Below are 23258 nucleotides of genomic sequence, written 5' to 3'. Positions count from 1 at the left end.
TATGGTTTATGCTGCCTCCGTCCCAAATGAATAGGTATGGTCGATGGCTTCGTCCCGGAGGTTGTCATCTCAAACCACCTCGATAAATCAAAGACCGAGGTCTTCTCCTTCATCGAGTCCAATGCCAAAGCCATCGACGAGAACTTCCCCTCCTTCTTCGGAAAAGTCGTCACGATCCTCGACCGTGCAGGCGTCCCCATCCCCGATGCGGCGCACGACGAATTCATTGATGCAATCGTATACCGGGTCTTTACCGTCAGCAAGCGGGCAGACGACTTGAAGTTCGTCAGCCGTGTCTGCGATATCGCCTGCGGCATGAAGCGGAAGAAGGAGCGGAAGGCCGGCGTCTATCTTGCGGCCGCCGTCAAGTTGATGAAGATCGGGATGCCGCTTGCGGCGGCGGCCTACCTCCAGCCGTACCGCAAGCACGACGCTACGGTGGGGTGCTGGCATGCCTACTGCCATTATCTCCTGTATAAGGAAGGCTCGGCCGAGCCCGGCTACTCGGCCGCGGAACGGTGGAACTACTTAAAGACCGCACGCCAGCACATGGAGGAACTCGGGCAGTTGCGGCCGGGCCTCCAGCGGCTGGTCAGGGGGGAACCCGAACAGGACCCGTGGCTTGCCGAGCCGTTCTGGGTGATGATCTTTCTTGCGACCGAGTGGGTGCCGGATAACCGCTGGTTCCTGGAGATCGGTCTTTCACGGGCAAAACAGGAGAACAACGACGTGGCGCTGGTGAAGATGCTGCAGATCGGTCTCGTTCGGTTTCCCGGTGATATGTTCTTCTACCGGGAGACCTACCACCTCAAGTTCGAGCAGGGCGACCTCAACGATGCCCTGGGTCTCATCCGCGATATGCTGCAACGGTTCCCCGACGACCTCGAGCCGGTCTACTACGCCCTCCGAACCGCCCTCTACCTCCCCCGCGAGGGAGAGTTCAACGAGTTCCGGAGACATGCCGAGTCGATGAAGATGCCGGGCCACATCCTCTGCCTCATCGATTATGCATACGCCTTCTTCCGGGGGCGACGGGGGCAGGCGTCCCTCTGCCTGGATGAGTTCCGCAGGAGATACCCCTCGCTGAATTACTACGTCGACCTGCTCCAGTTCATCACCGCCGACGATGCCCCGACCCGCCCGGACGGCCTCAACCGGGCGGTCTTCATCTCGGTCGACCATTTCTGCACGAGGATGCTCAAGATAGGGGAGACGTGAGGAGAACCCTGATGCTCCCGCATGCCAGACACTACTCCGGATAACCCTCATGCCATACCGTCATCTCTTCGGTCCGGTCCCTTCCCGGCGCCTGGGCATCTCGCTCGGGGTCGACCTGGTGCCGCAGAAGACCTGCACCTATAACTGCGTCTACTGCGAGTGCGGCAAGACGACCGACCTCACCTGCGAGCGGCGCGAGTACGTCCCGACCGGCCGGGTCATCGCGGAACTCGACGCCTATCTCGCGACGGCCCCGGACCTCGACTACGTCACGTTCGCCGGCTCCGGGGAACCGACGCTGCATTCCGGAATCGGCGAGATCATCGCCTTCGTCAAAGACCGCTACCCCCGCTACCGGGTCGCGGTCCTGACGGGGAGCGCGCTCCTCCCCGACCCGGCTGTCCGTGCCGCCCTGATGCGGGCGGACCTCGTGGTGCCGTCGCTCGACGCCGTCTCCGAAGAGGTCTTCCAGGCCCTCAACCGCCCGCATCAGGGCCTCACCGCCGGGCGGGTGCTTGCGGGGCTCATTGCCTTCGTCCGGGAGTATCCCGGCGAGGTCCGGCTCGAGGTCTTCATCGTCCCGGGCATAAACGACACGGATGAGGAGGTCCGGCGCCTGAGGGACGCCGTCGCGGCAATCAATCCCGACCGTGTCCAGGTGAACACCCTCGATCGGCCGGGAACCGATATCCGGGTGAGGGCGGCCTCTCCCCGGACCCTTGAGCGGGTCGCCGGAATGCTCGGTGGAGAGGTGATCGGGGCGGCGCCGGATGAATCGGCGATGGTCCCGGAGGCGAGAGAAGTCACCGATACCCTGCTCGCCACGCTCCGGCGCCGCCCCAGCACCGTCGCCGACCTCGCCCGGACCTCCGGCCTCCGGCCGGCCGAGGTGACGAAGTATCTCCGGGTCCTGGAGGAGAAAGGGGTAGTCAAACCGGTGCGAGAAAAGAGGGGCGTATTTTACCGGGCGACCTGAACCCGGCCCGTATCCACCACCGGCACGAATATGCCGTACCGGCGAAAGATATGTATGAGGATCCATGGCGGTTGGTAAGGAGATACTCACGACGCTTTCCGCTCTCGTCGACCGGGACATAACGCTCATGCACATCTGCGGCACCCACGAGGCGGCGATCGCCCGCGCCGGGCTCCGGAGCGTTCTCCCCCCGAAACTCAAGATCGTGATGGGGCCGGGCTGCCCGGTCTGCATCACGCCGCAGGGCGAGATCGATGCCGCGCTCGACCTGGTGGAACGGGACTGTACCATCGCGACCTACGGCGACCTGCTCCGGGTCCCGGGGACGAAGGGGTCGCTCGAGTCGAGCGGCGGGGACATCCGGGTGGTGCAGGGCGTCCATAAGGCAGTGGAGATCGCCCGGCGGGAGCCCGACCGTGAGGTCGTCTTCGTCTCGGTCGGATTCGAGACGACCGCGCCGACGGTCGCCGCCACGATCCTCGCCCGCCCGCCGGAGAACTTCTCGATCCTCTCGTGCCACCGGCTCGTCCCGCCGGCGATGGCGTGGCTCCTCGGCCAGGGGGAGGCGGCGCTCGACGGGTTCATCCTTCCCGGGCACGTCTGCGCGGTGATGGGCTACGAGGAGTACGAGCGGTTCCCCGTCCCGCAGGTCGTCGCGGGGTTCGAGCCGGAGGACATCCTCCTCGGCCTCCTGATGGCGGTGCAGCAGGTCCGCGCGGGGGTGCACCGGGTGGAGAACGCCTACCCGCGGGTGGTCACCCGGGAAGGGAACGTCAAGGCAAAACGCCTGATGTATGAAGTCTTTGAGCCTTTCGACGTCGAGTGGCGCGGCTTTCCCGTGATACCGGCGTCGGGCCTCCGCCTGAAGCCGGTGTTCGAGGGCTACGACGCGCAGAAGAAGTTCGATATCACAATCCGGCACGTGGACAAGCACTCCGCCTGCATCTGCGATAGAGTGCTGCGCGGCGTCGCCCGGCCCTCGGACTGCAAACTCTTCGGGAAAGTCTGCACCCCGCGGACCCCGGTGGGCCCCTGCATGGTCAGCCACGAAGGAGCCTGCAAGATCTGGCACCTCTACGAATCGAGGAGGGTTTGACGCCCTCTCCTCCGCTGGCCTTTTATACCATACACGACAACATCATATGGCAGTCTCGGTAGGGTAGTGGATATCCTGAAAGCCTCCGGAGCTTTCGACCCGGGTTCGAATCCCGGCCGGGGCGTTTCCTTCTCATTTTCAAGCGCCTTCATGGCGCTGTTCCTCCAGCACCACGACCGTCGCGCTTGTCCGCCGATCCCCTCACCCGGTCCCGGCCGATCGCGTCCTGTCGGAACCCCCGTGCGTATCGTTCACCCTCGCTTTATGAATCTATGAATCCTGGTTCTTTTCGCCGCCCCTCACCTTTTTATAGTCTTATACCTATCCGGGCCGGATCGAAACGAGGTGAACGATGAAAGGTTTAGCAATGCTACGGATCGGTGAGATTGGATGGATCGAGAAGGACCGACCGGCCTGCGGTCCAAGGGACGCTATCGTCAGGCCGCTGGCGCTCGCGCCGTGCACCTCCGATGTCCACACCGTCTGGGAAGGGGCAATCGGGGACAGGCACAACCTCATCCTGGGGCACGAGGCCCTCGGGATCGTGGACGAAGTAGGGAAAGAGGTCAAAGACTTCAAGCCCGGCGACCGGGTCATCGTCCCCGCCATCACCCCGGACTGGGAGACGGAGGCCGCGCAACGCGGGTTCCCCTCGCAGACCGGCGGGCCCCTCGGGGGCTGGAAATTCTCGAACTTCAAGGACGGCGTCTTCGGCGAGTTCTTCCACGTGAACCTGGCAGACTACAACCTCGCCCACCTGCCCAAGGGCATGTCGCTTGAGGCCGGGGTGATGCTCCCGGATATGCTCAGCACCGGGTTCATGGGCGCCGAGAACGCGAAGATCCAGATCGGGTCCTCGGTAGCCGTCCTGGGGATCGGGCCGGTCGGGCTGTGCGGTGTCGCCGGCGCACGACTGCGGGGCGCCGGGAGGATATTTGCCGTCGGGACCCGGCCTGCTTCCGTCAAAGTAGCGAAAGAGTATGGTGCGACAGACATCATCAGTTACAAGGACGGGAGCACCGTCGACCAGATCCTTGACAAAACCGGCGGAACCGGCGTCGACGCCGTGATCATCGCCGGCGGCGGCCCCGAGATCATGATGGACGCGATCAACGTGGCGAGGCCCGGGTCGGTGATCTCGAACATCAACTACTTCGGCAGCGGTGTCGGCGACAAGGACGTCATACCCGTCCCCCGGGTCGGCTGGGGGTTCGGGATGGCGGACAAGAACATCATGACCGGACTCTGCCCCGGTGGGAGGGTGCGGATGGAGCGGCTCGCCGAGGTGGTGATGAACGGGCGCATGGACCCCGCGCTCATGGCGACGCACGTCTTCAAGGGCTTCGACAAACTCGAAGAGGCCCTTCTCCTGATGAAAGACAAGCCCAAAGACCTGATCAAACCGGTCGTCATCGTTGAAGAGTAGACGGCAACCTCTCTTTTTTGGAATACCGGAGATACCTCCGCGTCAAAAAGTGGGTGGGATCAGTCGACGGCCGCAAGTTCGACCCTGAAGCAGTCCATCATGCCGAAGAGATCTATATCGTAGTCCGCCGTATCGGAGACGATCGCCGGGTACTGCCTGACTATCCTGAATATGGCGGCACCTTCCGGCAGGGCCGGCTTCATCGGAGCATCGACGTTCTTCTGGATGACAAGACGGGCGGGATCGAGATTTGCGGCGTAGTACTCTTTGAACGCCGACCGCTTCTCGTCGGAGATGACAACCCCGTCGGCCGCCTCGGCAGCCGTCGGGTCGTTCGGAACCCAGCCGTAGCCGGGCAGGTAGTACTCCGCCCAGAAGTGGGTGCCGGGCGTCTTAGTGATGAGCATCTGGTAGCCCCCGATGGCACGGGCAGGGATCCCGAGCGACCGGCAGAATGCAGCAAAGAGCATGCTCTGGGTGCCGCAGTCGCCATGATCGGTCTCGAACATGTAGGTGGACTCAGCGATCTTCGGCTCGCGGGCATCGAGCGAGCAGTGCGGGACGTGGCTGTAGGGGTAGGTCTCGATGATGTAGTGGTAGATCATCTGCGCCTGGATGTGCGGGTTCGTCTCGTTCCCGACGATCTCCCGTGCTTTCTCCCGAACCGCATCCGTGATCTCGATGTTCCTCTCGGACCTGGTGTAGAGCAGGTACTCGGGGTCGCTCGTGTTGTACTTCCCGACCTTTGCCGGGTCGATACCGCTAAAGATCTGCTCATAGGAAACAAAGTCGATATCCGCCGTGAGGACGAGGTCCCCGTTGACCGCCCCGGCCGGGATCTCGTAGTAGACGTAGCCGATGGCCCCCGTGGTGAACGGGCCGGCGACGATGAAGTCAGGGCACGAGAGGTTCGCGACGGTGACGTTTCGCTGCGAATCCGTCTCGACCGGGAGGGGGAACCAGATCTTCAGGATCCCGGATGAGGGAAGCGCCTCGCGCGGGATCTCGAGCCGTTCGACACCGGCGTAGTGTACCGGGTTTACGTATGGCCCGGTCCCCCCGGATCGGTTCTCCGACCAGGCGTACCGGGCGACGTAGTCGAAGTCGAGATTCCTCTCGTTCTGCTTCTGCATCTCATCGGTGTGCGCGTAGAGGTAGTTGCCGGCGACGTCATAGGAGTAGAGCGCCTCGCCCTCCGAGACGATCGTCTGGGCCCGGTTATCCAGCCAGTCGGCTATGCTCGCGTCGGTGATGCCGGGGACCCTCTCCCGCAGTGCTGCCTCTGCAGCGGATCTGTTGAGAGGATACTCAATATATGTCCTGTTCGCCCGGAACATGGCATCTCGTGCCGTCCGTGCCTTATCCAGATCGCCTGCGCCGGTGTAGAGGGCGTAGGCCCCGGCAAACCGTTCATCGGCGATACGATAGTTGGCGGCTCCATACTCGGCGAGCCCCCGGGCGTAGGCCTCGTCGGCCGGTGCACCGGGATCGTTCTTCTCTTCCGTTGTGGCGATGCACCCTGTTGCAGCGATGGGAAGCAGGACGGATGCCACCAGGAAAGCAGTGATCGTGCGGTGATCCATGGAAGAGAGAATATACGGATCGGGAAAGCCTTTTTATTTATTCGGGCCTTCTTCAGGCAGCCCGGGGATTTTTCGGAATTTTCCGTGCCCCCCGGGGTCCCGGCACGGACCATGAGGAGACGCCTTACCCGGAGGAGCGTGCGCGGGTGCGTTCCTGCTGGAATTTTCGCACGGGGCACACAATGGCCGTGGCTGAGGAAAATTTCGAAAATTCATCTCATAAAGTACATTTAATATTGTATTTTTGGCGCGATAAGAAAGGAAGGCATATATGCAAATAGATATTTTATTAATTGAAGCGGAGGCTTTTATGAAGAGCGTTTTACGCCATTTTCTGGTAATTTTGCTTGTTGCCTGTTGTGCCATCGTCCTTCCTGCGAGTGCTCAGCCGCCCGTAGGCGGAGACAACGGGTGGTATGCGGTCAACGGTAACGTGAATGGAGCACAGGTCTACTTCGACGACGAATACAAGGGCACGATCGACGCCGGCGTGCTGTACGTCGCGGTCTACACTACCGGCGCTCCTTACCAGTCGTTCCGCGTCGAGAAAGACGGATACACCACGTATTACGGAGACGTAACCTCTGTTCCCGGGAAAGGCGAGGTCTTCGATCTCTACGCGACTATCAACCCGGTCCAGCCCACACAGGGACCGATAATCGGGGGAGATATCGGCTGGTACACCGTCCACGCCAACGTTGACGGCGCAACCGTCCAGTTCGACAATGAGGTCAAGGGCACCATCAACCAGGGCGTCCTCTCCGTCCAGGTCTACACGACCGGGACGCCGTATTCGACCTACACCGTGACGAAGGAAGGGTATCAGCCCTACACGGGCACGATCGACCGGCACCCCGCCAAAGGCGAGACGGTCGACCTCTACGTGACGATGAACCCCGCACCGACACCGGTTCCCACGCAGAAATCGCCTCTCTCCCCGGTTGTTGTCGGCGGGGCGCTACTGATCGTGGGGCTGCTGGTTGCAGGCAGAAAGCAGAATTGACCCCTCACTCTTTTTTGTTGTTCCTGCTCGGCAGCAGCAGTCTCACCCCCCTCCGAAGAGCCCGGCCGTGCGGCATGGTTCCCGGAATCCCCGTGGGGGTAAGAAGCAAACCACCGCTTCCCGACGCGGCGGATCGCCCGGATGTATGGTAAACTCTTTCCCTTCCGGGAGAGTACGATCGCTGGATCGACGCCCGAAGTCGGTTCCGGGGTCTGCGGCAGGCACCGCCAGGGCCGGAACGGTATCTGGAACGGCAGGGGACTGCCGGCACATGAAAGAGATGAGTTCATGAAACGTTACCGGTTCAAGAAGATCGATGCTTTTGCATCGGGAGGGTCGCCGGGGAACCCCGCGGGATACATCTCCCTCCTCCCGGACGATGAGATCAGCGATGAGGATATGCAGCGGATAGCCCGTGAACTGAAGGGTTTTGTCTCGGAAGTCGGCTTTCTCCGCGAGGGCATGCCGGGGGTATGCGATCTTGCGATACGTTACTTCTCCTGCGAGCGGGAGGTCGAGTTCTGCGGCCACGCGACGATAGCCATCATGGGCGATGTGGTGCAAAACGACGACCGGTTCAGGGACCGGGAGAGCCTCCGCCTCCGGACGAACAGAGGTGTCGTCACGGTGCTGAACCGGACGGGCGAGGACGGCATGGTCTACATCCGGGCTCCCGAGCCGGCGTTCTCCGATGCACGTCCGGATACTGCAGAGACCGCTGCCGCCCTCGGCCTCGGCGTCCGGGATATCGATCCTGCGATACCTATCGGCATTGTGAACGCCGGCCTCGATACTCTGCTCGTCCCCCTCGTCTCGCTCGACGCATGCGTCAGATGCTCCCCCGACTACATGACGCTCCGCACGTTCGCCCTCGCTCATTCCGTCGACGTGGTCACCATCTACACCCGCGAGACGGCGTTTCCGGAGCACGACCTGCACACCCGGGTCTTCGCCCCGCCGTTCGGGTACCTGGAAGACCCGGCGACCGGCTCGGGGAACGCCGCGCTGGGAAACTTCCTCATCCGGGAGAACCTCTGGACCAGTCGGTCGCTCGTCATCGAGCAGGGGCCGAACCGGGCGAACCCGAACATCATCCGCCTGCTCCGCCCGGAAGAGGGGGGGCTCATGTTCGGGGGGTGGGGCCAGGTGCGGATCGACGGGAGTTACGTTCTCTCTACAGGAGCTCCCCCCGGGCAACCGGAATGACCCTGCCGCCGACCTGCACCGTAATAGACTCCCCGTGCCGCTCCGCCCTGCAATGGATCAGGGACGGGCGGTGTATCTCGCAGCCCTGCTCCACGCGGATATCGAGCGAGTCGCCCGGGAAGTAGCCGTGCCGGAGGAGGTAGCCGGCAAGGCACCCGTTCGCGCTGCCGGTTGCCGGATCTTCCGACACGCCGAAGTGGTCGGCGAACATCCGGGCGTTGAACGTGTTCTCCGGCCGGTAGGGTTCCGGGCAGAAGATGAAGACGGCTTTTGCTTCCGTCGTGCGGATGAGCGTTTCGTAGGCATCGTGGTCGATCGCCGCCCGCCGCACGGATTCAAGGCTCTTTACCGGGACGATGATGAACGGGAGTCGTCCGTTCTCCCGGAGGATACCGCTTGCGCTCCCGGTGGTCGCCGGATGCGGAAAAAATGGTCCCGGGGGCCGGGGCCACCGTCAGGCTGCCCCGGTCGGTCCCTCCGCAATCACCGCGTGCCGGTCGAGCACCAACCCGACCAGGAGTGCGGCCGTCGAGAGGGGGAGGGCGATGACGAGCGGGTCCACGTCCTGCCACGGCGCGGAGAGGACCGCCGGAACCCCGAAGAGGAGGTCGGAGAGACCGAGCGCGGCCGACTCCTTGACGTGGACGAAGGCGGTCCACACAAACCAGGCGGCCGCTCCGGCAACAAGGCTTATCTTCGCCGCGCGGAGCGACGGCCTGCTGCTGTACATGGCGTGGGCGTATGCCGGCAGAAACGCGGATGCGCAGAGGCCCATGAACATCGCCGTCGCCCGGGCGATGATGCTGCCGGGCAGGATGAAGGCAAGGACAACGCTTACGACGATCATGACGACGGTCGCCACCCGGATCGGCCGCATCGCCGCTTTCCCGGAGCCGGTGCGCCGTATGACGTCGAACCCGAGCGACGTGCCCATGACGTGGAAGAGGGAACTGAGCGTGGACATCGCGGCGGCAAGGAGCGCCAGCATGAAGATAACGACGAAGAGGTCCGGCATCGATGCGTTGATGAAGTTCGGTATGATCGTGTCGACGTTGCCGCCGGTGGCCGCTGCGAGAGCGATCACGCCCTGGTTCTGGTAGAAGTAGACGTTCGTGAGCGCGCCGACCGTGAAGGCGACGCCGGTCATCATCAGGATGAACGGTCCCCCGACGAGGACCGCACGGTTCAGTGACCGGCTGTCCTTGACGGTCATGAACCGGACCACCAGTTGCGGCTGCGCCAGCACCCCGATGCCTACCCCGAGAACGAGCGTCGTCACCATGGTGAGCCAGATGGACGACCCGAACGCCGGCATGGAGGCCCATCCGGTCATCCCTCCGGCGGCGAGCGTCCCCGGGACGAGGTCCGACATCGCGGCAAGGGCGGTATGCGCCTCGATAACGCCCCCGAGTTGGACGTAGGTGAGGACAAGGAGGATGGTCATCCCGACGAGCATGATCCCGCCCTGCAGCGCGTCGGTATACATGACGGCGATGAGCCCGCCCAGCACCACGTAGAGGGCGACGACCGCGGCAAACCCGATGAGCGCGGTGGTATACGGGACCTGCAGCGTGCTCGTGATGAACTGGGCTCCGCCGATCAGGATCGCCGCCGTATACAGGGGCATGGCGATGACGATGACGAGCCCTGCGGCGTACTGCATGAACGGCGACCCGTAGCACTTCCCCATCAGGTCGGGGAAGGTCACGGCACGGAGTTTGCTCCCGATACTGCGGGTCCGTTTCCCGAAGACGACGAACGCGATGAAGATGCCGAGCCCGATGTTGAGGACAGTCAGCCAGATCATCCCCATGCCGAGCTGTGCCGCAACCCCACCGAACCCGATGATGGCGGAGGTGCTGATGAACGTCGCGCCGTAGGAGAGGGCAAGAACGACAGGGCTGATCTTCCTGCCGGCCACCATATAATCGTCATTTCCTTTCGTCTGACGGTAGCCGAGGTAGCCGAGGCCGATGACGAGAACGAGGTATACCAGTGTCATTCCGACGAAAAGACCTGTATCAACTGCCATCTCGTTCTTCCTCCGCTCCGTTGTTCCAGTTCAACAGGCCATACACTAAGCATGCGAGCGTAAAGACGAGCGCAAGCAGATACCCAACCCAGATCGCGGGATCGGTGATGCCGAACATAACAAACCACCTGACGGTAACGGAAAAGACCGTTACATTACACGGGAACGCAGCGAAAGGGCCGGTTCCCTACCTAAAGAAGAATGCGTTCCGCACTGACGTGCGGTTTTGCACCGGGGTGCACTGGTAGGACTCTACGTTGTTGCCAATCATCGAGTGCCTAAACAGGCTTATCAGTTCATTCTATTTAACCTCTACTATTTCGTCTGCCGCTCGACCGGGAAAGGCGGCATCGCTGCCGGCTACCTCCCGTCCAGAGGCCAAGGTCGTACCATGGGCCGCGGCGATGGCGTCCCGTCCCGGGCACCAGGTCGGCGATCCCGGCCTTCGCGAGTTCAACGATACGGCCGGCCGTCTCGAATCTCTTTTGCCTGACGAATTCCGCTTTTTTGCTGGCATGCCCCATTTTCATGTCGATCTGCCAATCGGCCGCGTGCAGGAGCCTGGCCATCTAACTGCCTCTCGACAGAGATTTTTGCCCCTGGGAGGCGGCTTATAGGCGCCGATCTGGGTTTTAGAGGGGTGGGATCTTTTGCCAACTTCCATACTCCCGGTTGGCTGCGAATACAGGAAGATCGGTTCTGCAATCGCGTACTCTGCCTGGCCAGGTCGTACGCGGCCGTATATACTCTGCCATGAACGTTACGATCGTAAACAATCAATCTTAATACATTTTCGCACCATCGGATAATTATATGGAGAATTTTCAGCACATCACCAGTTTTATATGGAATGTTGCGGACGATGTCCTTCGCGATGATTTTAAACGTTCTAACTATCCCGACGTGATCCTGCCGTTCACCGTCCTCGCCCGTATTGACTGTGTGCTTGCGCCGACCAAGAAGAATGTGCTGAAGAAATACACAGAATTAAAAGACGAGATCCAGAACCTCGACGGTGTGCTCAAGCACGAGTCGGGCTATGCCTTTTATAACACATCAAAATACGATTTCAAGCAACTCCTTGACGATCCTGAGAACATCCATAAGAACCTGATCGACTACATCAACGGCTTCTCCGAGAACGTCAGGGATATCCTGGACCGGTTTAAGATCCGCAATTCTATCCAGGCGCTGCACGAGAAAGGGTCGCTCTACCTCCTTGTCCAGAAGTTCGCCTCCGATACGGTGAACCTTCACCCCGACCGCGTGAGCAGCCACCAGATGGGTTACATCTTCGAGGAACTCATCCGGAAGTTCAACGAACAGAACAACGAGAATCCCGGTGAGCACTTCACGCCCCGCGAGGTGATCAAACTGATGGTGAACCTCATGCTCGCGGGCGACGCGGATATGCTTACTCACAACCATATCATCAAGACGGTCCTCGATCCGGCCTGCGGGACCGGCGGGATGCTCTCGGTCACCAAGGAGCACATCGTCTCCGAGATCAACCCGAACGCGGACATCCGGCTCTTCGGGCAGGAGACGAACGACGAGACCTACGCGGTCTGCAAGAGCGATGTACTGATCAAAGGCGACGACCGCGACGCGGACAATATCATGCGCGGCTCCTCGTTCTCAAGAGACGGGCATCCGGGGATGAAGTTCGACTACATGATCTGCAACCCGCCCTACGGGAAGTCCTGGAAGCAGGAGGAAGACTTCATTAAGGCCGAGTTTGAGCGCGGTTCGGCTGGACGGTTCGATGCGGAGATCAAGGGGCTCGAAGCGGAGACCCTGGTGATGGTGAAGGGGATGATGGGATGAAGCCTTATGTCCCGGAGCCGCTGCCCCCGGCCCCCATCGACTGGGAGGCTCACATCCCGCAGATCGCGTCGGCGAACCGCGCTCTCGCCCGGTACGACGGCATCCTCCAGGCGATCCCGAACCCACGGCTCCTGCTCTCCCCGCTCCTGACGCAGGAGGCGGTGCTCTCGTCACGGATCGAGGGAACGCAGGCGTCGCTTGAGGACGTCCTGCGCTTTGAGGCGAACCCAAAGGAGCCACTCCACGGTACAACCCTCGCCGACATCCAGGAGATCATCAACTACCGGGAAGCGCTGAATACCGCGGTGGAAGCCCTCAAGACCCGGCGGCTGGATCTGGCGCTCGTCTGCGACCTGCACCGGATCCTTCTTTCCGACAGCCGGGGCATGGACCGGGAGCCGGGGTGCGTCCGCACGATCCAGAACTTCATCGGGCGGGACGCCCACATCGAGCACGCAATCTATGTCCCGCCGGCGCCGGAGGATGTTTCCGGGGCGCTCGCGGACTGGGAGGCCTACCTGCAGCGGGAGGAGAAGGACGTCCTCGTCCAGCTCTCGGTCCTGAAGGCGCAGTTCGAGCTCATCCACCCGTTCTGCGACGGCAACGGGCGTATCGGGCGGATGCTCGTCCCCCTCATCCTCTACGAGAAAGGGCTGATCGGGAGCCCGATGTTCTATATCAGCGCCTACCTCGAGCGGAACCGGCCGGTCTACTACGAGCGGCTGCTCGCAGTCTCACAGGACGGGGACTGGAACGGCTGGATCGCGTTCTTCCTCCACGCCATCGAGGAGCAGGCCGGGGCGAACGGCCGGAAAGCAAAGGCGATCCTCGACCTTTACGACGAGATGAAGCAGACGGTGCCGGAGGTGATCCGGTCACAGTACGCAATCGCCGCGATTGATGCCCTCTTTAAAGTGCCGGTCTTCATCCCATCCGAGTTTTACGAGCAGACCGGGATACCGAAGAAGACGGCAAACCGGCTCCTCCAGCAACTCCGGGAGCAGGATATTATTACCGCCCTTACGGAGGGTGGGGGACGGCGCGCCACGACCTACGTCTTCTCGCGCCTGATCGCCATCACCGAGGGGGACCGACTGTGAGTATTCTGGTACCAGCAAACAGATTTGTGTATATCAAAACCCCGATATACACAAACCCTGTTCCAGGAAGTGTTTGTGGGTCATCTACGATCCACAACGGAATTTGTGGGTCAGAAAACGCAATATATGGCCCACAAGAATATTTGTGGGACATGGGTGACCCACAACGATCGGACCCGGCCGGCCGCCGGGCCCCCGGATCGCGGCACAGGGGTAGCGGTATGAGCGCGGGAGACGGCGAGGGATAGGACTGCAGGAGATTGCCCTGGGATTACGGGCGTCGATATGGTTTTGAGAGGGAATGCGGGGATCGATCTCCGTTATGGCGGGCATCCGGTCAACCCCGGACGATAAAGAAACCCGTATATACCCGGGTCGTAAACAGGAGAGCACAATGCCTCGCACTGAGGTTGTCCCCCGGCTCATTCAACAGATCTACCGGGCACGACCGGAGTTCAACCTATCGAAAATCATCACGAACAAGACGATGTGGAGCGGAGACCTCCGCATCGCCATGCGCGAGATCCCCGAGGAGGACTACCGGCTCATCCTCAAGCGGGCCGGAGCGGAGACCTGAACGATGCCCGGGATCACCGGCGTCACCTTCCCCGTAACCGGACATCCCATACCCCTCCATAACCCTGAGTTCACGAAAACAACCGCCGGATCGGGAACCTTTTTATCCGGCCCGGACCATCATCTCGCGCAGGCGGCCGGCAGCATGCCCATGCAAGAGAGGACCTCGATCCGGCCGACCGCACCGGGGAATACCGGATGAAGGTGCTTGTACGAACCCCGGGCGGGGTTGAAGAGGTACGGGAGGTCGATTCCGAATGGGTCATCCCCGGTGACGTCCTTGACGACGGCTCTGTCGTCCTCGAACTCTGGGACGAACTCTCGGACGATGACTTCCTGGCGATCGGCCTCTACGACTGAAGGGTGCGGGTGAAAGAACCGGAGGTCGTACGCAGGGGTGCCGCCGTGCCTGCGATCCGGCTCGTTTCCGGCGCATCTCATCGTGGAGCGCTGCTCCCCGCGCAAACCGTGAATCAGGACAATGTCGTAAAGATATTTCCGGCCTTCACGCGACGGCATAGATGTCCCTGCAGTTCTCTTTCACGGATTCACGGAAGATCGGGTTTCTGATCGCCGATAGTTCAACGAGATCGATCTCGCGGCAAAAGAGCCGTGCCGGGCCTTCGGCGAGACCGAAATAGGCCTCAGCATGCTCCGCCGGGGCCATCGGTTCGAACTCGACGACAAAATCGATGTCGCTCGCTACCGGGTCGAACCGGTCGCCTGTTGCCTGGCAGAATATCCCGAACCGTCTCACGCGGCGGCGGCGAGCAATGCAGGCGATCTCGGGGATCTTCTCGCGGATGATTGGATGCACCGGACTCCTCTATGCCGATATTACCTTCCGGCAAGCATCATCACTTTCGGATGAGAGAGGATGGAGCGCCGTCTCCGCATCGCTCCAGTTCACTCCATCCAGGGCACTCCCCGGCTCCCGGCACTCCAGTCGTCAGAAACTCCTCTCTTCGATCCCCCGGACCGCCTGCTCGATCGTAGCAAAGACCTGCTCCTCGTCCACCGCAACCTCCACCCAGCGATCGGCGTCGACGAAGTAGAGGTACGGCGTGACCGGCTGCCCCAGGAGCTGAGCGGCGGCATGCCGGTAGACCGTTATCTGGACCGCATACTCCTCGACGCCCCCCGGCGTCCCGGTCTTGTAGTCGACCAGGATCCAGGCACCGTCCGGCCGCTGCACCAGCCGGTCGATGGCTCCCTCGAATGGAACGCCGTTCACCCGCGCCCAAAAAGGCACCTCGCGGTGATCGGCGATCTTCCCCTGCATCAGGGGTGATGCCAGGAACCGCTCGTAGTGTCCCTGGAGCTCCTCCGCCCACCCGGAGTCCCGGCCGTAGCGCCGCAACACCACGGCGGGGTCCCGGCCGCGGAAGACCTCGTGGACGATCAGGCCGCGGGTTATCGAATCCGGACCGGCGGAGAACCGCGGCGGCCGGGATACCCCCGGACCGCTGAGGTAGTGCTCAATCTCGCTTGCCGAGTAGACGTGCTCCTCCTCCCCGGTGACCGGGGGGACCTTCCCCGGGCCGCCGCCCGCTGCCGGGACGTCGTCCGGAACCGGGATATAGACCGGGGAAGTCTCATCTACGTCGACCGGGATCTTCGCCGGGTCGAGGGTGAGCGCGATGCGGAGCGCCCCCAGGGCGGCTTCTTCCTGGGCGGAAACTTCCGAAGAAAGCCCGAGGCAGTGCGCGAGCCAGGCCATCCGGGTCTTTGCGGCTGGAAGGGTCTCCGGGACCTCACCCGGCATCACCCCGCAGAGGATCAGGTGATCCCGCGCCCGTGTTGCCGCGACGTAGAAGAGCCGCTTTCTCTCCGCCTCCTCCTTCTGCCGGTATTCTGCCTTGAGGAGACGGAGGACGGGCGTCTCCTCGCGCTCGTGGTCGTTTGCCGGGTTCGGTATCGAGACACCGAGCAGCAGCCCGCCCCCGACCATGATGGTCGCCCCGCCGGTCTTCGGTGTCTCCGCGAGGTCGGGGACGACGACGACCGGGAACTCGAGCCCCTTTGCGGCATGCACCGTCATGATCGAGACCCCATCTCCCGGTGCAAGTTCGAGGGGGGCATCCCCTTCCCGCTGCCTCTCATCGATGCAGCGCCCGAGTTCCCCCACGAGGTCGGCGAGCGTGGAGCAGTCGGCCTCCCGTGCGATCGCGATCAACTTCTCGACGTTCGCGGCCGCCTGCTCGCCCCCGGCCATCCCGCCGAAGACTACGGCGATCCCCGACTCCTCGACGATCCGGCGGATGAGGCGGGCGGGCGGGAGCCTCCGGGCGACGGAGAGCCACCCCCGGAGAGTCGAGACCGCCGCGGCGGCATCCGGGTCGGGGGACCGTTGCAGCCGCTCCCAGAGCGAGGCCTCCGACCCGGCGACGGCAAAGAGCCGGGCGTCGGAGAACCCGAAGTACGGCGACCGCAAGAGGCCGTAGAGCGCCACGTCGTCCAGGTCGTTTACGAGGAACCGGAGGATGTTGTAGACATCGTAGACTTCCTGGCGCTCGTAGAACCCGAGGCCCGCGTGGACGCGGTAGGGGACGCCGTAGCGCTCGAGCGCCCACTCGTAGTAGGAGAGGTTCGTCCGCCGTTCAAGCAGGACGGCGATATCACCGTAGCCCGCCGGCCGGCCCTCTCCGTTCCGGTAGACCTGTTTCTCCCCCCGCTCGACGATGGCCCGGATCTTTCGGGCGACCATCTCGGCTTCGGCCCGTCGGCCGGCCGCCCGGTCCTTTACCTTCGGGCAGAGGAGGAGTTCGACCGATCCGGCCTCCTGCCTGAACGCTCGCAGCGGTTCGTAGAGGAATTCCCAGGGACGTCCTGACTCTGCCATCAGGGCGCCGAAGACGGCGTTCGTGAATCCGACGACCTCGGGCGTGCTTCGGAAGTTGACGTCGAGCGCGATCGTCTCGCCGCCGAGGTCCTGCTCGATCAGGTCGCGAGTATGCCGGAACTGAGCGACATCGGCCTCCCGGAAGAGGTAGATGGACTGTTTGGGGTCGCCGACGATGAAAAGGTTCCCCGGCTCCCGGCCGAGGATCGCGTGAATAATAGCGATCTGGACGGGATCGGTGTCCTGGAACTCGTCGACCAGGACAAACCGGAACCGGTCCCGGAAGTGCGCCGCGATATCCGCGTGGTCGGCAAAGAGCCGGTGGGTACGGTTGACCAGGTCGTCGAAGTCGAGAGCGTTTCGTCGCCGTTTTTCCGCTTCCACCGCCCCGGTGAAGGCGCGGTAGACCGTGCCGAGGTCGTGGAGGAAGTCGAGCGTCGCCCTTGTGAAGGGGTCGGCCGGGTCGATGGCAGGCGGGCAGGCAGTCTCGTGGTCCTTGAGACACCCTTTCAGGACGCCGTAGGCCGCCCGGAGGCGTTCGAGGTCGTCTCCCGCCCAGTTCTGTTTCTGTCCCATATTTGCCCGGAACCGCGAACCCGTGTGGACCCCGGCGAGTGCTGCGACCGCGTCTGCAGCGAGGTGCGGCTCGACGGCCCGGAGGTAGGTCTCGGCCGGGTCCCGTTCGCCGGGGTAGCGGGCGGAAAGGTCCTTGAGCGTCTCAAGCGAGGGGCCGGCACGGTCGAAGAAGGCTGCACGCGCCTTCGCCCGCTCTCCTTCCACGGCTGCCGTCCAGGCGTCGAGCACAACCTCCTCGCTCCCTCGTAAGGCGGCAAAGAACGTCTCAGAGTCATCGCGGCGCGAGTAGAGCGCTTCCAGGTAGTTCTTCAACTCGTAGGCCCCGACCGCACGGAGGACGCCGATCACCGCGTCCCGGGCTCCTTGGGGCGGATCACCGTAGATGAGGTCATTCATTGCCTCATCGGCGAGCAGGATCGCCTCCCGCTCGTCGAGGACGGTAACGCCGGGCCCGACACCGGCCTCGAGCGGGAACTCGCGGAGGACGGAGGCGCAGAAGGCATGGAAGGTCGATATCTTCGCCCAGAGGAACTCGTCGCGGACTGCGTCCCACGCTTCGCCTCCCCTCTCCGCGAGGGCCTGCCGGACCCGGACCTTCATCTCCGCGGCCGCTTTCTCGGTGAAGGTCAGGGCGAGGATATCTCCGACGTCGACGCCGCTCTCGAGCAGGCTGATGTACTTCTGCACCAGAACGTGCGTCTTTCCCGTCCCGGCCCCGGCGGTGACGCACTTGCTTCTCGTGTGGTCGAGCGCGGCCCGCGCCTGGCGTTCAGTCAGTCCCATCGGTCGTCACCTCCGTGTTAAGCAGCCGCAGGTCGTCGAACCGGCAGATCGTCGCAAAATCGCAGTAGCGCGGGCAGGGGCCGGCATCCGACCGGGGCGGGAAGCGCCCGCTACGGATCCCGGCGAGGTACTCTTCCACCCAGCCGAGAGCATTCTCGACCAGCGCCCGGACGTCCTCAACGCCGCTCTGCCGTGATCCCGGGAAACAGACAAAACAGTCTTTCATCGCCTTATCCCAGAAGACCGGCCGGTTCCGGACCTCCCCGCGCCGGAGGGTGTAGTAGGTGCCGGCGACTCCCTGCATCCCGGTCAGGGTCTCGACCGCCCGGATGTAGAGCGGCAGCTGGAGCGCTCTCCCTGCCAGAATATCCTTGAGGGCGGGGTGCGAGGTCCCGGTCTTGTAGTCGGTGATCGCGAACCGGCCGTCCGGCAGGACGTCGACCCGATCGACCCTGCCCCGCAGGCGGAGGATCTCGTCGCCGAGCGGGACCGCGACTGCGTCGGGGATCGATACGGGGTCGACCTCTCCCGGCGAGACCGGGAGGCCGAACGAGACCTCGAAGGCCTGCGGGAGGAGGCCGGAGACCGCGAGTTCCGTCTCGTGCCGGAGGAACCGCTCGAGCAGCCCCGGGCCGGCCGCGGGCGACCCGAGGAGATGCTCCCTGTCTGCGACCCAGGCCGGGCTTTCGAACGTAAACCGATCGGCCTCCTCCCGGCCGGCATTGAGGATCCGCCGGAGAGCTTCCGGATACGAGGCTTGGGTGACCGGGTCGTTGCCGTCGCGTCTCCAGCCGGAGTAGAACCGGTAGGCGACCCGGTGGACGAGGTTCCCCCGCTCCTGTGCCGTCAGGTCGGGATCAGCCGGAGGGAGCGAGGTAAGGCCGAGGCCCCGCTCCAGGTAGAACCGGAATGGGCAGTCGGCGTAGGTCTCGAGCGCCGTCGGGGAGAAGACGGCCCCTTCGCCGAACCGTTCGGCGAGTATCGCGATGCTCGCCGGGTCACCGCCGAGCAGGCCGTCGTAGGGGGAGTCGTAACCGCCCTTCCGGTGATAGTTCTCGATGTTGAGCCGGCGGATGGCCTCATGCACCCCAATTCCCGGCGGCATCTCTGCCGGCACCTCCCCCCGGGCGAGGAGGGCGCCGGCGCGTCGGGCTGCTGCGAGCGTGGAGTCCGGAAAGTCGTCGCTCCCCCACGCCTCCGGGGAGAAGGTCTCGCGGACGGCGTCCAGAAACCCGGAACGCACCAGGGGTGTTGCGCCTTCGGCCGCGGGGAAACTGAGGTAGACCCGGAAGCGGGCGGCAAGGAGGGCCGCGATGAAGTGGTAGCGCTCCTCCCGGAGGACGTCGTCCTTCGACCGTGTCGCAAGGCGCCGTGTCTCGGCATCGGTGGTAAACGGGAGCCGGGTGGTCAGCCGCGGCATCGCGCCCTCGACGAGGTCGCCGATGAAGAGGTAGGGGACGGCGAGGTGCTGGACCTCCCGGACGCCGAAAACCTGGACGGCACGAGGATTCCGTCGCCGGCTGCCCCGGGTCCCGGCAACGAGGAGGCCGAGGAGGGAGGCGAACTCCGCAAGGGGCACCTTCTCTTCCGGGAGCAGCCGGGCGAGTTCCTCAAGCGCCGCAAGGGTCTTTACGAATCCCCGGAGGTCTTGCGCCTCGCCGTCCAGCAGGTCTCGCTCCCCCTCCCCGGGCATCGCCGGGGCCTGCCACGTAGCCAGGAGCGAGCGGTATGCAGCGAGGTGCTCCGGGATCGTCTTCGTCCCCGTGAGTGTCGCAAGGTCGGCAAAGAGCCGGTGAACCTCGTCTCGCACCGCTTCAATCGAGGCGATTCTTGCTTCGAGCCTGCGCCCGGCGGATGCCGGTGTATCCGGCCTCGCCCGATCCTCTTCGAGGGCGCGGGCGAGCGCCGCGAGCCGCTCGTCCCAGGCGGCCGATCCGGCGGTGACCCGGGCCTCCCGGGAGAGGAGGTCGATCTCGCATCCGCGGGTGTCCGGTAGGTAGGGAGAGGTCGCGAGGGCGACGACGTCCTCCCGCCGGTAGCCGCGGGCCGGGACGGTGAGGACCGAAAGAAGCGCCTGGACGAGCGGCGATGTGGAGAGCCGCCGGCCGCCGGATACGGCGTACGGGACCCCGAAGTCGGGAAAGATTTCTTCAACGTACGGCACCGCCGCGTCGAGGTCGGGGAACGCGACCGCGATATCGTCCGGCCGGACCCCGGCGGTGATAAGGTCGTGGACCTCCTGCGCTATCGCCCGGACTTCGTCGAGCCGGTCGCGGCGTTCGGCGATGTGGATGAACCCGCCGCAGTCTCGGGGCGGGCCCCGGGAGAAGAGGGCGGCGAGGTGCGAGGAGCGTCCGTCCGCCGCGACGACCACGTCCGGATGCAGCCACCCGCCGTCGTCCGCAAAGATCGCCGGGTTTGCGGCCAAGGGGAGGGCGTAGTGGAACTCGTCCGCGGACTCCCGCAGGGCAAGGAGCAGGTCCCGCTCGAGCGGCATCGGCCCGAAGAGCCCGTAGACGAAGACCGTCCGGACCTCTCGCGAGCCCGCGAGGAGCCGGACTGCCCGGGAGAGGAGGGTGCTCTCGTCGACGAGGCGGCGATCGTCGAGAAACCTGAGGTAGGCGTTGAGGAGACGGGCGATCTCGGCGCTCTTTGCGCTCTGCATCTCGCCGAGCGCGGCCGGGTAGTTGACCTTCCGCATGGTAAGGACCGAGAAGAGGGTCGCGAGTTCGTCGACGGCCCCGGCACCGGAGAGGAGCGGATAATCCCCGGCGGCGAGCAGCCGGGCGAGGATGAACCGGGTTCCGGCCGCCGGGATCGGGATCTCCGACGCAGTGTGGTCGTCAAAGACCTTCCGGGCGAAGCCGGGGAGGGTCGTGACTGCGCCGGCGACGAGCGGGGCACCCTGCTTCCCGAGGCGCCGGGCGACCTCCCGGGCGAGGCTCGAGGTTGGGACGATGAAGACGGTCCCGAACGGGTCGCGGCCGGCGGCTTTCCGGAACTCCGCGATGAACACGTCGAGACCCTCTCCGGGCAACTGGCGGTACAGAACGGCGGTGGACATCCGATGAACTCTCCTGGTGAGGTGTTTAGGAAGGAGGAGGGATGAGTGTTGTTATTTTGGCCGGCACAAACCGGAACCGTCTTTGACAAAAGCGACCTGAAACAACAGCATGGATAGAATCGACCGCTACCGCGGCTGCCTCCTCGGCCTGGCCGCCGGCGACGCGCTCGGGACGACGCTTGAATTCCGGCCGCCGGGGACGTTTGCACCGATCACCGGGATGGTCGGCGGCGGGCCGTTCGGCCTCCGGCCGGGCGAGTGGACCGACGACACCTCGCTCGCCCTCTCCCTCGCCGAGAGCCTGATCGAGAAGAGCGGGTTTGACCCAGTCGACCAGCTGGAGCGCTACGTGCGCTGGTACCGGGAGGGGCACCTCTCAAGCACCGGCACCTGCTTTGATATCGGGACGACGACCCGGAAGGCGCTCGAACGGTTCAGCCTCTCCCGGGAGCCCTTTCCCGGGCTGACGGACGAGCGGTCGGCGGGGAACGGGTCCCTGATGCGGGTCTGCCCGGTGCCGATGTTCTACGCCGCCGACCCCGTCCGGGCGATAGAACTCTCCGGCGAGAGTTCGCGGACCACCCACGCGCTGCCGGTTGCCGTCGACGCCTGCCGGTTCTTCGGGGGGCTGATCGTCGGCGCCCTTGCCGGCGCCCCGAAAGAGGTGCTGCTTTCGGAGCGGTACTCCCCGGTTCCGGGCTACTGGGAAGAGCACCCGCTCGCCGGCGAGATCGATGCAGTCGCGGCGGGATCCTACCTCCGCAAAGAGCCTCCGGCGATCCGGGGGCGGGGATACGTCGCGGCCTCGCTTGAGGCGGCGCTCTGGGCGTTCTCGCGAAGCAGCACGTTTGCGGAGGGCTGCCTCCTCGCGGTGAACCTCGGGGAGGACGCCGACACGACCGGGGCGATCTACGGGCAGCTCGCCGGGGCGTATTACGGGGCTGCCGCGATCCCGTGGGCGTGGCGGGAGTGCCTCGCCATGCGTGATCTCATCGAGGCGTATGCTGAGAACCTGATGCGGTGCGCGAGGTGCAGGACCGGTGAGCCGGAGCGGGTTCTCCGTATGGGAGATAGAGTTCTGCCCTTGTGCGACAGAGATGGCTCATGAACGAAGAGACCGTCGCAATGCTCGACCACGTTAAAGCCGTGCTCCCGGCATCCGGGGCCCACGGGTTCGACCATACCCTCCGGGTCGTCAGCCTCTGCGAGACGCTCGGCGCCCGCGAAGGAGCGGATATGGCGGTCCTCATCCCGGCCGCCATCTTCCACGACATCGCCCGGCCCATTGAAGAGGAGGCGGGCGTCCCCCATGAAGAAGAGGGGGCACGGATGGCGGCAGCGTATCTTGAGTCCGTCGGCTATCCGGCGGACCGTATCGCAGGCATCGTCCACGCCGTCCGGGCGCACCGCTACAGTGCCGGGATCGACCCCGAGACCCTCGAGGCCCGGGTGCTCTCGGACGCCGACAACCTGGACGCGATGGGTGCGGTCGGGATCGCGAGGACGTTCATGCAATCGGGAGAACAGGGACGGGGCATCGGGGACGCAATCGATCATGTTCACGAAAAACTCCTGAATCTCAAGGACCGCATGCACACAGAGAGCGCCCGGGAGATCGCCGGGGAGAGGCATGCGTTCCTTCTCGCGTTTCTCGCGGCCCTGGAGGACGAGATGCATCTCCGGCCCCTCTCCGGGCGATAAAGAAACGGTTAACCGTCCTGCGGAGTGAACCCTCTCATGGATACCCGCATATTCGTCTCATTCCTCATCGGGGCCGTGATCGCCGCCGGCACCGCTGCCCTGATCGGCGGGAACCTCCCTCTTTTCTGGCAATGCCCTTTCACGCGTCCGAGCAGAACTTCAGCCCCACGATGCCCGCTACAATCAGGAAGAGGCAGAGGAGGCGGCCGGCGCTCCGCGACTCGCCGAAGAGGACGATCCCGGCGATGA

General features: G+C 63.9%; 20 protein-coding genes and 1 tRNA gene. 13 read left to right on the top strand and 8 right to left on the bottom strand.

Going from position 1 to position 23258, the window contains the following annotated elements:
• Nucleotides 1–36: 36 nt before the first annotated feature.
• From PLN84_RS07280 to PLN84_RS07260, 5 genes are all read left to right on the top strand, one after another.
• Nucleotides 37–1218, top strand: a complete 1182-nt coding sequence (locus PLN84_RS07280; protein ID WP_292385680.1) for a hypothetical protein — start codon at nucleotides 37–39, stop codon at nucleotides 1216–1218.
• 49 nt (nucleotides 1219–1267) lie between these two features.
• Complete coding sequence (locus PLN84_RS07275) at nucleotides 1268–2194, top strand: radical SAM protein (protein WP_292385682.1); 927 nt, start codon at nucleotides 1268–1270, stop codon at nucleotides 2192–2194.
• 64 nt (nucleotides 2195–2258) lie between these two features.
• Nucleotides 2259–3290 (top strand): hydrogenase formation protein HypD, encoded by a 1032-nt coding sequence (hypD, locus tag PLN84_RS07270; RefSeq protein WP_292558940.1) that lies wholly within the window; start codon nucleotides 2259–2261, stop codon nucleotides 3288–3290.
• A gap of 52 nt (nucleotides 3291–3342) precedes the next feature.
• Nucleotides 3343–3414, top strand: a tRNA-Arg gene (locus PLN84_RS07265).
• A 243-nt stretch (nucleotides 3415–3657) separates the two neighbouring features.
• Entirely contained in the window at nucleotides 3658–4716 is a 1059-nt protein-coding gene (locus PLN84_RS07260) for an NAD(P)-dependent alcohol dehydrogenase (RefSeq protein ID WP_292385687.1), read from the top strand.
• Nucleotides 4717–4775: 59 nt separating this feature from the next.
• Here PLN84_RS07260 and PLN84_RS07255 read toward each other — a convergent pair whose 3' ends face one another.
• Nucleotides 4776–6299: a transglutaminase domain-containing protein gene (locus tag PLN84_RS07255; protein WP_299952750.1), complete on the bottom strand. Its 1524-nt coding sequence runs from the start codon at nucleotides 6297–6299 to the stop codon at nucleotides 4776–4778.
• 310 nt (nucleotides 6300–6609) lie between these two features.
• Here PLN84_RS07255 and PLN84_RS07250 point away from each other — a divergent pair, with 310 nt between their 5' ends.
• Together PLN84_RS07250 and PLN84_RS07245 are read left to right on the top strand one after the other, a co-directional pair.
• On the top strand, nucleotides 6610–7302 hold the full coding sequence (locus PLN84_RS07250) for a hypothetical protein (protein WP_292385691.1): 693 nt from the start codon (nucleotides 6610–6612) through the stop codon (nucleotides 7300–7302).
• Nucleotides 7303–7443: 141 nt separating this feature from the next.
• A complete protein-coding gene (locus PLN84_RS07245) occupies nucleotides 7444–8508 on the top strand; it encodes a PhzF family phenazine biosynthesis protein (protein WP_292385693.1) in 1065 nt (354 codons plus the stop codon).
• Here PLN84_RS07245 and PLN84_RS07240 read toward each other — a convergent pair.
• The 4 genes from PLN84_RS07240 to PLN84_RS07225 all read right to left on the bottom strand — a co-directional run bounded on the left by PLN84_RS07240 (nucleotide 8477) and on the right by PLN84_RS07225 (nucleotide 11109).
• Nucleotides 8477–8839: a PhzF family phenazine biosynthesis protein gene (locus PLN84_RS07240; protein WP_292558550.1), complete on the bottom strand. Its 363-nt coding sequence runs from the start codon at nucleotides 8837–8839 to the stop codon at nucleotides 8477–8479. The genes PLN84_RS07245 and PLN84_RS07240 overlap by 32 nt on opposite strands.
• Nucleotides 8840–8962: 123 nt before the next feature.
• Nucleotides 8963–10540: a sodium:solute symporter family protein gene (locus tag PLN84_RS07235; protein WP_292385697.1), complete on the bottom strand. Its 1578-nt coding sequence runs from the start codon at nucleotides 10538–10540 to the stop codon at nucleotides 8963–8965.
• Complete coding sequence (locus PLN84_RS07230) at nucleotides 10530–10658, bottom strand: symporter small accessory protein (protein ID WP_292558549.1); 129 nt, start codon at nucleotides 10656–10658, stop codon at nucleotides 10530–10532. The genes PLN84_RS07235 and PLN84_RS07230 overlap by 11 nt, the downstream gene beginning before the upstream one ends.
• A gap of 187 nt (nucleotides 10659–10845) precedes the next feature.
• Entirely contained in the window at nucleotides 10846–11109 is a 264-nt protein-coding gene (locus PLN84_RS07225; RefSeq protein WP_292385699.1) for a hypothetical protein, read from the bottom strand.
• Between the two features lie 244 nt (nucleotides 11110–11353).
• Between PLN84_RS07225 and PLN84_RS07220 the strand changes: the two genes are divergently transcribed.
• The 4 genes from PLN84_RS07220 (at nucleotide 11354) to PLN84_RS07205 (ending at nucleotide 14403) form a co-directional block, all read left to right on the top strand.
• Entirely contained in the window at nucleotides 11354–12367 is a 1014-nt protein-coding gene (locus PLN84_RS07220) for a class I SAM-dependent DNA methyltransferase (protein WP_292385702.1), read from the top strand.
• A complete protein-coding gene (locus PLN84_RS07215; RefSeq protein ID WP_348531988.1) occupies nucleotides 12364–13467 on the top strand; it encodes a Fic/DOC family N-terminal domain-containing protein in 1104 nt (367 codons plus the stop codon). The genes PLN84_RS07220 and PLN84_RS07215 overlap by 4 nt, the downstream gene beginning before the upstream one ends.
• Before the next feature lie 394 nt (nucleotides 13468–13861).
• Complete coding sequence (locus PLN84_RS07210) at nucleotides 13862–14044, top strand: hypothetical protein (protein WP_348531987.1); 183 nt, start codon at nucleotides 13862–13864, stop codon at nucleotides 14042–14044.
• A gap of 197 nt (nucleotides 14045–14241) precedes the next feature.
• Complete coding sequence (locus PLN84_RS07205) at nucleotides 14242–14403, top strand: hypothetical protein (RefSeq protein WP_292385706.1); 162 nt, start codon at nucleotides 14242–14244, stop codon at nucleotides 14401–14403.
• Between the two features lie 145 nt (nucleotides 14404–14548).
• On the opposite strand, the gene PLN84_RS07200 is transcribed toward PLN84_RS07205, so the two are convergent.
• The 3 genes from PLN84_RS07200 to PLN84_RS07190 all read right to left on the bottom strand — a co-directional run bounded on the left by PLN84_RS07200 (nucleotide 14549) and on the right by PLN84_RS07190 (nucleotide 21308).
• Entirely contained in the window at nucleotides 14549–14860 is a 312-nt protein-coding gene (locus PLN84_RS07200; RefSeq protein ID WP_292385708.1) for a hypothetical protein, read from the bottom strand.
• 132 nt (nucleotides 14861–14992) lie between these two features.
• Nucleotides 14993–18244 carry a UvrD-helicase domain-containing protein gene (locus PLN84_RS07195; protein WP_292385710.1) on the bottom strand — a complete coding sequence of 1084 codons (3252 nt, stop codon included), beginning with the start codon at nucleotides 18242–18244 and terminating at the stop codon, nucleotides 14993–14995.
• Complete coding sequence (locus tag PLN84_RS07190; protein WP_292385712.1) at nucleotides 18231–21308, bottom strand: PD-(D/E)XK nuclease family protein; 3078 nt, start codon at nucleotides 21306–21308, stop codon at nucleotides 18231–18233. The genes PLN84_RS07195 and PLN84_RS07190 overlap by 14 nt, the downstream gene beginning before the upstream one ends.
• Before the next feature lie 109 nt (nucleotides 21309–21417).
• Here PLN84_RS07190 and PLN84_RS07185 point away from each other — a divergent pair, with 109 nt between their 5' ends.
• Nucleotides 21418–22416, top strand: a complete 999-nt coding sequence (locus PLN84_RS07185; RefSeq protein ID WP_348531986.1) for an ADP-ribosylglycohydrolase family protein — start codon at nucleotides 21418–21420, stop codon at nucleotides 22414–22416.
• A complete protein-coding gene (locus tag PLN84_RS07180) occupies nucleotides 22413–23009 on the top strand; it encodes an HD domain-containing protein (RefSeq protein WP_292385718.1) in 597 nt (198 codons plus the stop codon). The genes PLN84_RS07185 and PLN84_RS07180 overlap by 4 nt, the downstream gene beginning before the upstream one ends.
• Nucleotides 23010–23258: the final 249 nt, after the last annotated feature.

The sequence above is a fragment of the Methanoculleus sp. genome (assembly GCF_035363275.1).
Classification (GTDB): Archaea; Halobacteriota; Methanomicrobia; order Methanomicrobiales; family Methanoculleaceae; genus Methanoculleus.
Note: the sequence above shows the minus strand (reverse complement) of the source record. Positions and strands in the feature narration are given on the sequence as shown.

Bases quoted from the DNA above. Each gene is read 5' to 3' on its own strand.
- PLN84_RS07280 (WP_292385680.1), top strand. From the start codon at position 37: ATGGTCGATGGCTTCGTCCCGGAGGTTGTCATCTCAAACCACCTCGAT.
- PLN84_RS07275 (WP_292385682.1), top strand. From the start codon at position 1,268: ATGCCATACCGTCATCTCTTCGGTCCGGTCCCTTCCCGGCGCCTGGGC.
- hypD (WP_292558940.1), top strand. From the start codon at position 2,259: ATGGCGGTTGGTAAGGAGATACTCACGACGCTTTCCGCTCTCGTCGAC.
- PLN84_RS07260 (WP_292385687.1), top strand. From the start codon at position 3,658: ATGCTACGGATCGGTGAGATTGGATGGATCGAGAAGGACCGACCGGCC.
- PLN84_RS07255 (WP_299952750.1), bottom strand. From the start codon at position 6,299: ATGGATCACCGCACGATCACTGCTTTCCTGGTGGCATCCGTCCTGCTT.
- PLN84_RS07250 (WP_292385691.1), top strand. From the start codon at position 6,610: ATGAAGAGCGTTTTACGCCATTTTCTGGTAATTTTGCTTGTTGCCTGT.
- PLN84_RS07245 (WP_292385693.1), top strand. From the start codon at position 7,444: ATGTATGGTAAACTCTTTCCCTTCCGGGAGAGTACGATCGCTGGATCG.
- PLN84_RS07235 (WP_292385697.1), bottom strand. From the start codon at position 10,540: ATGGCAGTTGATACAGGTCTTTTCGTCGGAATGACACTGGTATACCTC.
- PLN84_RS07230 (WP_292558549.1), bottom strand. From the start codon at position 10,658: ATGTTCGGCATCACCGATCCCGCGATCTGGGTTGGGTATCTGCTTGCG.
- PLN84_RS07225 (WP_292385699.1), bottom strand. From the start codon at position 11,109: ATGGCCAGGCTCCTGCACGCGGCCGATTGGCAGATCGACATGAAAATG.
- PLN84_RS07220 (WP_292385702.1), top strand. From the start codon at position 11,354: ATGGAGAATTTTCAGCACATCACCAGTTTTATATGGAATGTTGCGGAC.
- PLN84_RS07215 (WP_348531988.1), top strand. From the start codon at position 12,364: ATGAAGCCTTATGTCCCGGAGCCGCTGCCCCCGGCCCCCATCGACTGG.
- PLN84_RS07210 (WP_348531987.1), top strand. From the start codon at position 13,862: ATGCCTCGCACTGAGGTTGTCCCCCGGCTCATTCAACAGATCTACCGG.
- PLN84_RS07205 (WP_292385706.1), top strand. From the start codon at position 14,242: ATGAAGGTGCTTGTACGAACCCCGGGCGGGGTTGAAGAGGTACGGGAG.
- PLN84_RS07195 (WP_292385710.1), bottom strand. From the start codon at position 18,244: ATGGGACTGACTGAACGCCAGGCGCGGGCCGCGCTCGACCACACGAGA.
- PLN84_RS07190 (WP_292385712.1), bottom strand. From the start codon at position 21,308: ATGTCCACCGCCGTTCTGTACCGCCAGTTGCCCGGAGAGGGTCTCGAC.
- PLN84_RS07185 (WP_348531986.1), top strand. From the start codon at position 21,418: ATGGATAGAATCGACCGCTACCGCGGCTGCCTCCTCGGCCTGGCCGCC.
- PLN84_RS07180 (WP_292385718.1), top strand. From the start codon at position 22,413: ATGAACGAAGAGACCGTCGCAATGCTCGACCACGTTAAAGCCGTGCTC.